Source organism: Martelella sp. FOR1707 (genome assembly GCF_053484265.1).
On the sequence record NZ_JBAKFP010000001.1, the window covers coordinates 266,509 to 278,683 of the forward strand.

The window sequence follows — 12,175 nt, forward strand, 5'->3', positions numbered from 1 at the left end:
CCGGTTCCATTTGCGACGGTCGCCTAATCCTTGGAGGAAAGGGTTTGTGCGCCGGTGGCGATGCCCTTGATATTCATCGACCCGTCGAAGAGCGGCACGTCATAGGGCTCGTAGGGGAAATTGGCGCAAGCCTCCTCGATGAGTTCGACGCCGAGGCCGGGGGCGGTCGGCGCCAGCAGGTCGCCATTGTCGAATTGCAGGGTTTCCCGGACCAGCGTCTTGCGCCATGGCACGTCGATGGAAACCGTTTCGAAGATCGCGAAATTGGGAATCGCGACGGAGGTGTGCAGGGTCATCGCATTCATCACCGGGCCGACCGGATTGTGCGGCGCCAGTGGGATGAGATGCGCATGCGCCAGATGGGCGATGCGCTTGGTCTCCGAAAGCCCGCCGAAATGGGATACGTCGGTCTGCAGCACGTCGACAGCGTGTTTCTGCAACGCCTCGAGAACCTTTCCCGGTTCGAACCAGCGCTCGCCGGCGGCGATCTCGACCGGGGAGTTGGCGCGCACCTCGGCCAGCGCATCGATATTTTCCGGCGGCGTCGGCTCCTCGATCCATCTGAGGTCGAAGCGCGCGAGCTCCCGGCACATGGCGATCGCGGTCGGCACGTTGAGCCGGCCGTGAACGTCGAGCATCAGGTCGATATCCGGGCCGACGGCATCCCGCACCGCGGCGACGATCTCGATGGTTTCGCGACGCTGTTTGCGGCTCATTTCAAGATCGGCGACGTCGAAAGGATCCCATTTGAGCGCGCGATAGCCCATCTTTACCGCCTCGCGGGCGCGCTCGGCATAGTCCTCCGGCTTCGTCGCGCCGAAAAACCAGTGATTGGCGTAGCACGGTACGCGATCCCGGTACTTTCCGCCCAAGAGCTCGAACACCGGCACGCCGAGCGCCTTGCCCTTGATGTCCAGAAGCGCGGCATCGATCGCGCCCAGCGCCGTGCGGAACACCGCGCCGGTGCGCCAGTAACTGTCGCGGTGCAACTGTTCGATGATCGCGTCGCTTTGAAACGGATCGCGGCCGACGAGCGCGCGTTCCAGTTCCCTGAGCGCGGAAACGATGGTTTCGGTTTTCCATTCCAGCGTCGCCTCGCCAACGCCGTCTATGCCGTCATCGGTGTAGAGCTTGGCGAAGACGAAATTGGTGCGCGACACATTGGCGACGAAGACCTTCAGCCCGGTGATTTTCATGTCCTGATGCCTTGCTTGAAATGCTTGCCGCGGCAGCTACCGGCGTGCCGGCCGGCAAGGCTCTACGCCGTCTGGCTTCGCAACGTCTTTCAGTTTACGTTGGCGCGGCTTCGGATGGTCGGAGTTCCTGCCATAATCGCGCGGCGAGCCCGGCTGCTGCATGGTGATCTGCGGCGCGATAACTGGTTGTTTGGTCGTCCTCCGCCCATGGTCCTGTCCGTGCCGGCGATCCCATGCTTGCCGGCCTCCCAGCCAGCTCAATTCATATATGAACTTTTGCAGTTCAATATGTAATGCTATAGGCTGTTTCTATCAAAAGTCAATCGAGCTGAGGGCACATGGAAGAACTGGCTGAACCCGCCGAACAGAAGAATACCGTTCCCGTGATCGACCGGATGATGGAGGTTCTGGGACAGCTTGAACGCCGCCCGGACGGGAGCAACATTCGCGAGCTCACGCAAGATCTCGGCCAGCCGCGCACCACGGTCTATCGCATCCTTAATACGCTGCAGCATCACAATATGGTGCGTCGCGATGAGGACGGCTTCTACTATCTTGGCGATCGGTTGTTGCGGCTTGCCTCGCATGTCACCGGCGGCGGCGGGCAGGTGGATATCGCAGCTCTTGGCCAGCCGGTGCTCGACAAGCTGGCCGACGAGATCGGCGAGAGCTGCAAGCTCTCCGTGCTGGATGATCAGGGCCTTCTGGTCATCGCCGTTTCCCAGGGTCGGCGGGAATATGCGCTGGCGGTGACGCCGGGCCAGCGTATGCCGGTTCACGTCGGCGCCGCCGGCAAGCTTCTGCTTGCGCATCTGAACGAGGATGAATTGCAGAAGCGGTTCGCCAAACCGCTCGTCGCGCTCACGCCGAAGTCGATCACCGATCCGCGCCGTCTGCGGCGCGAGCTCTCGCGGATCCGCAAGCAGGGCTGGGCGCAGGACGCCGGCGAGCATATGTTGAGCATCCAGGCTGTGTCTGCACCGGTATTCGATCGGTCCGGCAAGATGATTGCCGCCATAAGCGTGCCGTTCCTGAAAGGCACGGAGCAGCAGCGGATCGACGAGATCCGCGAGGCGGTGATGACGGCGGCCGAAGGACTGAGCGTTGCCCTGAAAGGCCAGGCCGCCCAATGAAGATCACCGACGTCAAATGCGCTGTGATCGGCCAGCATCCGGTCGTGCGTATCGTCACCGACGAGGGTATTTCGGGCTATGCGCAGGCGGAGTTCTGGAAGCCCTATCTGAAGCGCCATATTCTCGACTTCCGCGATATTCTGATCGGCGAAGACCCCACCTTGGTCGAGCGCACCATGCTGAAAATCCGCCAGCGCGGCGGCTTCAAGCCCGCCGGCGCTGCCGTCAGCACCATCGAGATGGCGCTTTGGGATATCGCCGGTAAGGCTGCCGGTCTGCCGGTTCATCGTCTGCTGGGCGGTAAGGTGCGCGACCGGGTGCGGGTCTATAATGGCGGCGTGCGGTTTCCGATGACCGGCCACGAACCGCAGGACTACGCCGAGGATACGCGCAGAATGCTGGCTTCGCCTGAAGGTTTTACCATTATCAAACAGCCGATTGCGTTCCACTCGGAGATGAAACGGAAAGTGCCCGGTTTTTACTACGGCGAGCCGCGTGCGAGCGAACTCCATGGCGCGCTCGATCGCGGGCCGATAACCGAGCGCGGCCTGGCGCACGCCATCGATTGCGTGGCGGCGATGAAGGAGGTGACCGGCGACCGGGTCGGGTTGGCGCTTGATTGCGGACCGGGCTGGATGCTTGCGGATGCGCAACGTTTCGCCCGGCGGGTCGAGGGTTTCAACCTGATGTGGCTGGAAGATCTGCTCACGGGAGACTACACGCCCTATGTCAATGCCGGGGTCTACCGCGAACTCACGCGATCCTCGCCGACGCCGATCCATACCGGCGAGCAGATTTATCTGCGGCAGAATTTCAAGGAATTGATCGAAACCCAGGCCGTCCATGTCATCGGTCCCGATCCGGCGGATGTCGGCGGGCTTGCGGAACTGAAATGGATTGCCGAATTTGCCGATCTCCACGGCATCACCATCGCCCCTCACGGAACCGCGAACGGGCTTCTGGGACTTGCCGCCCTGGTACAGGTCTGCGCCACGCTGCCATCCAATTTCATCGCCTTCGAATATCCGGTCGCAACGCCGGACTGGTGGGCGGATATCGTCGAAGGGCTGCCCGATCCGATCGTGAAGGACGGCACGATCACGGTTTCCGACCGCCCCGGCATGGGCGTGGACCTGATTCCCGAACGCGCGCTGAAACACATGGGCGGGGACGACCAAGCCTTCTTCAACTGAGGCAATGTCCCCGCGCTCCTGCTGATGCGGATTTTCGGATGAGCGATGCTATATCCTCAGGTCGCGGCGAACCGGCCCGCGGCCCAAGCCGGCCGCTAGACAGGCCAGCTCAGGACAGATCGACAACCAGCTTATAGCCGGAAATGCCGGCCCGCTGGGCGTCGACGGCCGGCTGGAAGGCCTCGAGGCCTCGGCCGACCACCCTGGGGGCGGGGGCCGCGACATATTTTCCCTCAGCCAGCGCGGCGGGCAGGAAATCCTCATAGATCATCGGTCCGACCGCGTCCTCGCGCAGGCTGGTGCCGGCGATGGCGGCGGCTTCGATCGTTTCGGGCGGCGCGGACTGAAGCGGAAGGGTCACGGTCACAAACCGGCGGCCTTCGCTGCGGCGCAGAACGGCATAGGTGTCCGCAAGCTTGCCGGTGGCATGGAGCGCGCCGACAAGCTTCTTGCCCTTCAGCGCGGCGACGAGGTTTTCAACCACGTTGTCATCGCCGTGATCGAACACCTCCGCGGCGCCGAGCTTTCGCACCAGATCATGGTTGCGGGGCGAAGCCGTGGCAATTACCGCGTAGCCCGACGCGGTCGCAAGCTGCACCGCATTGCAGCCGACGCTCGACGATGCGCCCCACACAAGCAGCGTCTCGCCGCTAGGTGTCGGGTTGAGAGAAGGGGGACGCAGCCCGAGGTTCTGCGGCTGATAGAGCCCGCAGGCAGCCGTGCCGATGCCGAGCGGCAGGACTGCGGCGGTCGTCGCCGCCATGGTGTCCGGAATGGGCGCGGCCATGTGGGCGAGCACCACGGTGTGCTCCTGGAAAGCGCCTTGCGACGGCAGGTTGACGGTTGTGCCGACGGCCTGACCGAGCACGCGATCGCCGATGGAAAAGCGCTCGCCCCCTTTGTCCACGGCAACCACTGTGCCGGCGACATCGCTTCCGGCGATCACCGGATAGTCGAGCCGGGGCAGCACCGCCGCGTCCTGGAGAAGATAGTCGAGCGGGTTGATCGCGACCGCCTCGTTTCTCACGAGTATCTCGCCCGGCGCGAGCGCTGGCACCTCTGCCGGCTCAATGCAAAGCGGTTCGCCCGGTTGACGCTGCCAAGCTGCCAGATTGTCCATGATTATCTGCCTTTCCTAAGCCTGTATCCAGTTCGGCTCGTTCGCCGAAGTGTCGCCTGAAGATACGGAGCGATCGGTTGTTCACAAGATGGATCAATGGCAATGTGGTGTTGCAGCAGGAGCAATAATGTGAACGGCAGGGAATATCAGGAACTGACGGTTTTCATGGCGATTGCGCGCGAACTGAGCTTTCGCGGCGCGGCCCGCCGCCTTGGCATGACGCCCTCTGCGGTGAGCCGGGCGACGGCGCAGCTTGAGGCCCGGCTTGGCGTACGCCTTCTCAACCGCACAACCCGAAGCGTCGCGCTGACGACGGCGGGAGAGGCGCTGTCTGCCCGCCTGCCGGCGCTCGTCACCGCGATGGACGCCGCCGTGGAGGACGTGGTGGCGCTCAGCGAAACGCCGAGCGGCGTGGTGCGGCTCAACCTGCCGCGGGTGGCGGCGGAACTGCTGCTCGCGCCCCTGCTCGCTCCGTTTGCCGAGGCTTTTCCCGCCATCAAGCTGGATCTCTCGATCGATGACGGGCTGAGCGATATCGTCGCCAAGGGGAATGACGCCGGAATCCGGAACGGCGGGCGCCTCGCGCTGGATATGGCAGCCGTCCGCCTCACCCCTGACCTTTCCGCCTCAGTGGTCGGTTCGCCCGACTATTTCAGCACCCGTGCGCGTCCCGAGCATCCGCGCGACCTGTTGCAGCATGCATGCCTGAACTATCGCTGGCAGCAGACGCAAGACGTCTATCGATGGCGTTTCGAGGAGGATGGGCGCGCCATCGATGTCGCGGTCGAGGCCGGACTGACGGTCGACGACACCGGCATTTTGCGCGAAGCGGTGCTGAACGGCATGGGCCTCGCCTGCCTGCCCGACAGGCTTGTCGCTCCACTGGTGGAGGCGGGCCGCCTCGTGCGGGTGCTTACGGAATTCTGCCCCGCCCAACCCGGCTTTTTTCTCTACTACCCTTTGAACGGGCATCCATCGGCCGCGCTGAAGGCCTTTATCGGCTTCGTCAGGGCCGCCGGCGTGCACCAATGACGCGGGCCGTGGCCGAACCCGGTTCCAGCTGTCTGTAGCAACGGGTGGCTATCGCTATCCCTTCTCGACATAGCGGGCGCGCTCTTCGGGCAGTCCTCCGGAAAGGCCGCCCGCAGATGGACGAGGAAGGCGGAGACACGGGCGCTGAAAAGCCCGCGATGGGATAGAGCGCGACCGCCCAAATTCTCGCCAATAGCCGAAGGGGGCGGATCGATCATTGCCAACGTCTCTTTAGGCGTGCGGCAAACCTTTGTCCGATCAGCAGGTGAGCCTTTGTCTCTGGATGCAGTTGATCCGGCAGGGGCAACATGGAATGATCGTGCTCCCCGTAAAGCGCGAGGCCATCCAGATAGTGGATATTCCGGTCGCTCGTGCGACGCTGTTCCACAATGGCTTTCAGATGCTCCCGAATGACGGACAAGGTCAGTTTTCCGGCATTTACTTCGTCGGGTCGACCTGTTGCCTCAAATCTGATCTCCCCCTTTGCCAGCGCTTTCAGATCGAAAGTGCCAGGACCAGGCGTGTTTTCGTGTATGGGGCAGAATATCGGAGAGATGACAAGAAGCGGCGTCTCCGGATGACCGTCGCGTATCGTGTCCAGAAAGCCATGAACCGCAGGCACGAAAGCTCTCAGACGCATCAGATCCGCATTGACGAGATTGATGCCGATCTTGACGCTGACAAGATCGGCGGATGTATCTCTCATTGTGCGCGCGACGAAGGGGTCGAGCAGGGCATTGCCGCCGAAGCCCAGATTGACGAGATCGAAATTTTCCATGCGCGAAGCAACCACCGGCCAGATCCCGGTCGGAGAAGCCGCGTTCGAACCCTGGCTGATCGAGCTGCCATGGTGGAGCCAGACCGGCTGACCGGCGTCGGTATCCGGCTTGATGGAAGCATCCGATCGCATGGTCGCGAGTTCTACGATCTCATTATGGGGAAGCCAGATCTCGACCAGCTTTTCGCCCTCGGGCAGGTTCGCAAAGCGCAATGTTTCCGCAATTCCCGGCACGCGACGCGTTGTGCCGGTGGACAGGTCTGTGCGCAAAAGCGTGGCGCTCTCCGCCGTTTGCTGTGATTGCAATTGCCCGTCGATGCAAAGGTCAAACACGCCTTTCGGACGGGAGGGCACCCCGACAAGCTCCCTTCGGGTCGGAAGAACATCGAGCTCGATCGCGGTCGCGCTGCTGCGAAACTTCAGGCGGACACCGGAGGTTTCGGCTTCGACGAATCCAAGTTGAGGGACTGGATATTGGGCGCGCGCCCATGCCGGCAGGCGGTGCGGGAGCAGGCCGCACTCCGTCTCCTCCAGGTCCAGGAAGCCCTTGAGCAGAGATCCGGTTATGGGTGTGGTGACTGCGAGATTGTTCATTTGTTTTGCCGGGTATTGCTAGAAATTCGATTGTTCAGTCTTTGCTCCAGCTTCGAATGAGAGCGTCGAGAGCATCTATGCCGCGCTCCCAAGAAAGCTCAGTCGGAGGTGGTCTGTGTGCAAAGCTTCCTGCCGTTTCGAGCAGGGAGAAGCCCAGCACGAACGAACCGAAAAGGCGGATGGCGTGGACACTCTCATCCTCCGGCAGGCCGTAGCCGCGAAGCATTGCGAGGCTCACCCTGGCCAAGCGCGTGCCGCCGTTTCCGGGAGCGCTTTTGGGATCCAGCGGATAGCGGGTAGCGTGAAACAAGCCCGGATGCTGGCATGCAAATTCACGATGCGCATTTGCCAGTGCGTGCAATGCATCTTTCCCGGATCGTCCCGCGACGGCATCTTCCGCCCGCTCCGCCAGCTGTTCCAGCGCCAGCAATGCCACGCCCTTTTTCAAATCTTCGGAATTGGCAACGTGACCGTAAAGGCTCGGCAAGCGAACCTGAAAATGCTGGGCCACGGCTGTGAGTGTCAGCTTTTCAAAGCCTGACTCGTCGGCCAGGCTACCGGCAACGTCTATGATCTTCGCGCGCGTCAAACCTGCTTTCGCCACTGCGGCTTCAGCCTCCTAGCTAGATAAGCAACTATCCTAATAACATTAGGATTTGTCGAAGCAAGGGAATTTTTTGGAGCGGCAGAAGAATGTGCCCAGACCAATCAGTTAAAGTTCCAGTCAACGGAAAGCGGCTCGAAAAGGACGGCCATTGATGTCGCGGTCGATGCCGGATTGATGGTCGATGACACCGGCATTTTGCGCGAGGCGGTGCTTTGCGGCATGGGTCTCGCCTGCCTGCCCGACAGGCTCGTCGCGTCGCTGGTGGAGGCGGGCCGCCTCGTGCGGATGCTTACGGAATTCTGCCCCGCCCAATCCGGTTTCTTTCTGTACTACCCCCTGGACGGGCATCCATCGGCCGCGCTGAAGGCCCTCATCGGCTTCGTCAGGGCCGCTGGCGTGCAACAATGACGCGGGCCGTGGCCGAACACGGTTCCAACTTTCTGTAACAACGGGTGGCTATCGCTAGACGTTTTCGACATAGCGCGCGAGCTCCTCTGGCGCGCCTTCCGGAAAAGCCGCTCGCAGATGGTCGAGAAAGGCGGAGACGCGGGCGCTCAGAAGCCGGCGGCTGGGATAGAGCGCCCAGAGTGCGATCTCCGATCCCTCCACGTCGCCCCAAGGGGCAAGCCGCCCGGCGGCAAGATCGTGGCTGACAAGGGAAATCGGCAGGCGCGCAACGCCGGCCCCCATGCGCACAGCATCCCGGACCATGGGAAGCGAAGACAGGCTGAGGACGGGCCGGACCGTGATCGCAGATGGTCCCGCCGCCGCCGTCACGCGCCAGGTTTCGCGTCCTTCCACCCGGCCGCGCACCACCGCCGGAGCGGGGGTGTCATCGGTTGACGGCTTCACCTCCGGGCTGGCGACGACCACGAGCCGATCACGCAGGAAGGCCCGCCCGACGAGGCTCTCGTCGGTATCGGGATTGACCCGGATCACCAGATCATAGGCTTCCTCCACCATGTCGACCGGCCGGTCTTCGGTCGTGATTTCGAGCTGCACCTCAGGGTGTTTCAGCGCGAAATCCGCGGCAAGCTTTCCCATGGCGGTTTGCGAGAACAAAAGCGGCGCGCTGATCCTGAGGCGTCCGCGCGGCGTCTGGCCGCGCGATGCGATGGCGGAGGCGGTCTCTTCGAGATCGGTGAGGAGGGCGGAGGTGCGTTCGAACAGCGCGCGTCCCTCTTCGGTGAGCTTCAGCGTACGACCGCCACGCTCGAACAGGCGCAGATCCAGACTGGCCTCCAGTTCCGAGACCCGTCGCGACAGCGTCGCCTTCGGACGGCCGGCCGCCCGTGCGGCCCGGCCAAACCCTTCATGGCGGGCGACAAGATTGAAATCGGCAAGGGCGAGAAGATCCATCTGTTCCACCTGTGAGACAGCGCGTCCAAAATTGACGTCTATCAGAATGAATTCGGATCACCGATCTTGCAAGTGTCTTCAACACCAAACCGGAGTTTCTCTCATGACCATTCTTGTAACCGGCGCGACCGGCACCGTCGGACGCAATGTCGTCGATCAACTCGTGAAGCGGGGCGCCAACGTGCGCGCTCTGGTGCGCGACCCCTCAAAGGCTGACTTTCCGGCGGGCGTGGATATCGTCAAGGGCGATCTGCTCGATGTTGGCTCGCTGCGCGCGGCGTTTTCCGGCGTCTCCTCGCTGTTCCTGCTCAACGCCGTGGTGGCCGACGAATTCACCCAGGCGCTGATCGCTCTCAATCTTGCCCGCGAAGCCGGGATCGAGCGCATCGTCTATCTCTCGGTGATCCACAGCGACCGCTATGTGAACGTGCCGCACTTTGCCGGCAAGTTCGGCGTCGAACGGATGATCGAGACGATGGGCATGCACGGCACCATCCTGCGACCGGCCTATTTCATCGACAATGAAGTGATGATCAAGGACGTGGTAACCGGCTACGGCATCTACCCGATGCCGATCGGCACAAGGGGGCTCGCGATGGTCGATGCCCGCGATATCGGCGAAGTCGCCGCAATCGAGCTTGTCCGCCGCGAAAGCGCACCCGACCCGCTGCCGATCAACCGTATCAACCTGGTCGGGCCGCAAACGCTGACCGGACCCGACGTCGCTCGGATATGGACCGAGGTGCTCGGCCGCGAAATAGCCTATCCGGGCGAGGATTTCGCCGGTTTCGAGCAGAACATGCAGCAGGCCATGCCAAGCTGGACGGCCCTCGACATGCGCGTCATGGCCGAGCGCTTCGTCACCGACGGCATGGTGCCGGAAGCAGGCGACGTCGAGCGGCTGACGGAGATGCTCGGCCGTCCGCTTCACACCTATCACGACTTCGCCGTGCAGATCGCTGGCTGACCCCTCACACTCAGGAGATTTATCATGATCTATTCGACCGCCACAGTTCCGGTGAACCCGGAGGGCGAAACCGAGCTTACCCGTGAACAGGCCTGGAAGGGCCTCGAACTGAAGGCCCGCGACGCGCGCCTGTTCCTGCCGGAGGGCCTTTGCACCCGCTGCGACGTCAGCGAGGAAAGCGCAACGCACTTCGTGCGCGATGCCACGATCGCGGGAGCGGACCTGCGCGAGATCATCGTGCTCGAACCGCAGACGAAGGTCACCTTCTTCCAGGTGACCGGCCCCCGCGAAGGCGCGATCATCAACGAGCTATTCGAGGATGAGGCGGGCGCGCTGTGGCTCAGGTTCTATTGCTATCTCGGCCTGCGCGGCATGGCGCCGAACGGCCCCGAGGAACAGGCCGAGCAGGCGCAGTTCGACAGCGACAAGGGCTACAAGGCCGCGCTGCAGTCGACGCTCAAACGCACCCGCGAATTCCTCGCTGAAGGCCGGCTCTGACCCTGGCAACAACCATCAACCGCGGGACCGCCGCAAGCAAGGCGTCCCGCTTCCCAAAGGAAAGCGTCATGGAAAACGCAACATCGACCCAAAGAACCGTATCGCATCCGAAACTGCTCGTCCTCGGCGCCACCGGAGGCACCGGCCGGCTGATCGTCGCCCAGGCCATTTCGCGTGGTTACGAGGTCACCGTGCTCGCCCGCAACGCCGAGAAGGCGAAGGGACTGAAGGGCGCGAAGATCGTCATCGGCAACGCGCTCGATCCGGCGACGCTGCGCTCAGCGCTCGAAGGGCAGGATGCCGTCGTCAGCGCGCTCGGCACGCCGGCGAGCCCGTTTCGTAAAGTCACGCTGCTCTCCGCCGCAAGCAAGGTGCTGGTCGCGGCGATGAAGGATGAGGGCGTCCGAAAGCTCGTCGCCATCACCGGAATGGGCGCCGGCAAGAGCCGGGGGCATGGCGGTTTTGTCTTCGATCGCCTGATCATGCCGCTCATGTTGCGGAAGGTCTATGCCGACAAGAACCGTCAGGAAGACGTCATCCGCACGAGCGGCCTGGACTGGATGATCGTGCGCCCCTCGGTCCTGAACGACAAGCCGCCGCGCGGCAATGTCCGCGCCTTGCTCGATCTTGAAGGCTTCAACGGCGGAACGATCGCCCGCGCCGACGTCGCCGGCTTCGTCCTCGATCAGGTGGAAAGCGAGACGTTCAAAGGGCAGGCGCCGCTCGTGACATGGTGATATCGCAAATGTTCGCTGATCTCGCGTGCCGATCCGGTCGTCCGGTGGGCCAAACGGCATTCGCCTTCGTGCGAATGCCGGTCTCAATCGACATCAGCTGAGGGCGCACATCTAGGACATCAATGCCGTGATGAACTGCGGACCGGGGGAGGGGAATTTGTCGATCTGCTCGCGCGCCAGGCCTTCATCGGTGATGATGGTGTCGATGGCGTCAATCGCGGCGGTCTTGTGCAGGGCGCGTTCCATGAAGCGGCTGGAATCGGCCATCAGGATGACCTTGTTGGCGGCGGCGATCATGGCGCGCTTCAATTGGACCAGCTCGAGCAGGGTCTCCGAAACGCACTGCTCGTCGATCGCGGCGGCGGACATGAAGAACAGGTCGCAGCGTATGTCAGAGAGGAAGCTCAGGCCCGGCTCGCCGAGAAGACTGAAGGAGCCGAACCGGCATGCGCCGCCGGGGACGATCAGCTTGATGTTCGGCTTGTAGGTCAGCACCTGGGCGACATGGAGGTCGTTGGTGATGATCGTCAGCGAAATGTCGAGGCCGGCGATTTCTTCGGCGAGCAGGTGACAGATCACAGCGCCGGTGTCGATCAGCAGGGCCTGGTCGGGCTCGATAAAGCGCAAGGCCTCGCGCACGATCCCCTGTTTTTCCTCCAGCGCCGTGCGGCGGGCCAGATCCGTCGAAGGCTCGTATGTCGCGCGCGAACGGATGCTGACGGCGCCGCCATGGGTGCGCTTCACCAGCCCTTCGGAGGCCAGAAGGTCGAGGTCGCGCCGGATCGTCGACACGGAGATGCCGAACATGCGCGCCAGGTCCTGGCTGGTGCCGGCCTGATTGCTCTTGAACCAGTCCACCAGTTGCTGGCGACGCTCGGCGGGCAGTAGTTCTTCGCTGTTGGTCTCTTCGTTCAATGTCCGGCCTTCGGGTCGTCGATAGTGGAGATGCGTGCAACGCCGC

General features: G+C 62.8%; 13 protein-coding genes. 7 read left to right on the top strand and 6 right to left on the bottom strand.

Annotation, left to right across the window (positions count from 1 at the left end; all coding sequences use genetic code 11):
• Positions 1-23 precede the first annotated feature (23 nt).
• Positions 24-1,196, bottom strand: a complete 1,173-nt coding sequence (locus V6765_RS01210) for a mandelate racemase/muconate lactonizing enzyme family protein (RefSeq protein WP_448425776.1) — start codon at positions 1,194-1,196, stop codon at positions 24-26.
• 338 nt (positions 1,197-1,534) lie between these two features.
• Between V6765_RS01210 and V6765_RS01215 the strand changes: the two genes are divergently transcribed.
• A complete protein-coding gene (locus V6765_RS01215) occupies positions 1,535-2,329 on the top strand; it encodes an IclR family transcriptional regulator (RefSeq protein WP_448425778.1) in 795 nt (264 codons plus the stop codon).
• A complete protein-coding gene (locus tag V6765_RS01220; RefSeq protein WP_448425779.1) occupies positions 2,326-3,522 on the top strand; it encodes a mandelate racemase/muconate lactonizing enzyme family protein in 1,197 nt (398 codons plus the stop codon). The genes V6765_RS01215 and V6765_RS01220 overlap by 4 nt, the downstream gene beginning before the upstream one ends.
• Positions 3,523-3,631: 109 nt before the next feature.
• Here the strand turns inward: V6765_RS01220 and V6765_RS01225 are convergent, their stop codons facing one another.
• Positions 3,632-4,642, bottom strand: coding sequence for a zinc-binding alcohol dehydrogenase family protein (locus V6765_RS01225; protein ID WP_448425781.1), 1,011 nt, complete (start codon positions 4,640-4,642; stop codon positions 3,632-3,634).
• A 129-nt stretch (positions 4,643-4,771) separates the two neighbouring features.
• On the opposite strand from V6765_RS01225, the gene V6765_RS01230 reads away from it, so the two are divergent.
• The gene (locus V6765_RS01230; RefSeq protein WP_448425782.1) at positions 4,772-5,674 is read left to right on the top strand and encodes a LysR family transcriptional regulator; all 903 of its coding nucleotides are present in this window, start codon (positions 4,772-4,774) and stop codon (positions 5,672-5,674) included.
• 214 nt (positions 5,675-5,888) lie between these two features.
• On the opposite strand, the gene V6765_RS01235 is transcribed toward V6765_RS01230, so the two are convergent.
• Both V6765_RS01235 and V6765_RS01240 read right to left on the bottom strand, forming a co-directional pair.
• Positions 5,889-7,046, bottom strand: coding sequence for an SGNH/GDSL hydrolase family protein (locus V6765_RS01235; RefSeq protein ID WP_448425784.1), 1,158 nt, complete (start codon positions 7,044-7,046; stop codon positions 5,889-5,891).
• A 34-nt stretch (positions 7,047-7,080) separates the two neighbouring features.
• A complete protein-coding gene (locus V6765_RS01240) occupies positions 7,081-7,650 on the bottom strand; it encodes a TetR/AcrR family transcriptional regulator (protein ID WP_448425786.1) in 570 nt (189 codons plus the stop codon).
• 150 nt (positions 7,651-7,800) lie between these two features.
• Between V6765_RS01240 and V6765_RS01245 the strand changes: the two genes are divergently transcribed.
• The gene (locus tag V6765_RS01245; protein ID WP_448426605.1) at positions 7,801-8,061 is read left to right on the top strand and encodes a LysR substrate-binding domain-containing protein; all 261 of its coding nucleotides are present in this window, start codon (positions 7,801-7,803) and stop codon (positions 8,059-8,061) included.
• A gap of 54 nt (positions 8,062-8,115) precedes the next feature.
• Here V6765_RS01245 and V6765_RS01250 read toward each other — a convergent pair whose 3' ends face one another.
• Complete coding sequence (locus V6765_RS01250; RefSeq protein ID WP_448425788.1) at positions 8,116-9,012, bottom strand: LysR family transcriptional regulator; 897 nt, start codon at positions 9,010-9,012, stop codon at positions 8,116-8,118.
• 103 nt (positions 9,013-9,115) lie between these two features.
• On the opposite strand from V6765_RS01250, the gene V6765_RS01255 reads away from it, so the two are divergent.
• The 3 genes from V6765_RS01255 to V6765_RS01265 all read left to right on the top strand — a co-directional run bounded on the left by V6765_RS01255 (position 9,116) and on the right by V6765_RS01265 (position 11,214).
• The gene (locus tag V6765_RS01255) at positions 9,116-9,979 is read left to right on the top strand and encodes an SDR family oxidoreductase (RefSeq protein WP_448425790.1); all 864 of its coding nucleotides are present in this window, start codon (positions 9,116-9,118) and stop codon (positions 9,977-9,979) included.
• 24 nt (positions 9,980-10,003) lie between these two features.
• Complete coding sequence (locus V6765_RS01260) at positions 10,004-10,477, top strand: SRPBCC family protein (RefSeq protein WP_448425792.1); 474 nt, start codon at positions 10,004-10,006, stop codon at positions 10,475-10,477.
• Positions 10,478-10,545: 68 nt separating this feature from the next.
• A complete protein-coding gene (locus tag V6765_RS01265; protein WP_448425794.1) occupies positions 10,546-11,214 on the top strand; it encodes an NAD(P)-dependent oxidoreductase in 669 nt (222 codons plus the stop codon).
• A gap of 111 nt (positions 11,215-11,325) precedes the next feature.
• On the opposite strand, the gene V6765_RS01270 is transcribed toward V6765_RS01265, so the two are convergent.
• Entirely contained in the window at positions 11,326-12,129 is an 804-nt protein-coding gene (locus V6765_RS01270; RefSeq protein ID WP_448425796.1) for a DeoR/GlpR family DNA-binding transcription regulator, read from the bottom strand.
• Positions 12,130-12,175 lie beyond the last annotated feature (46 nt).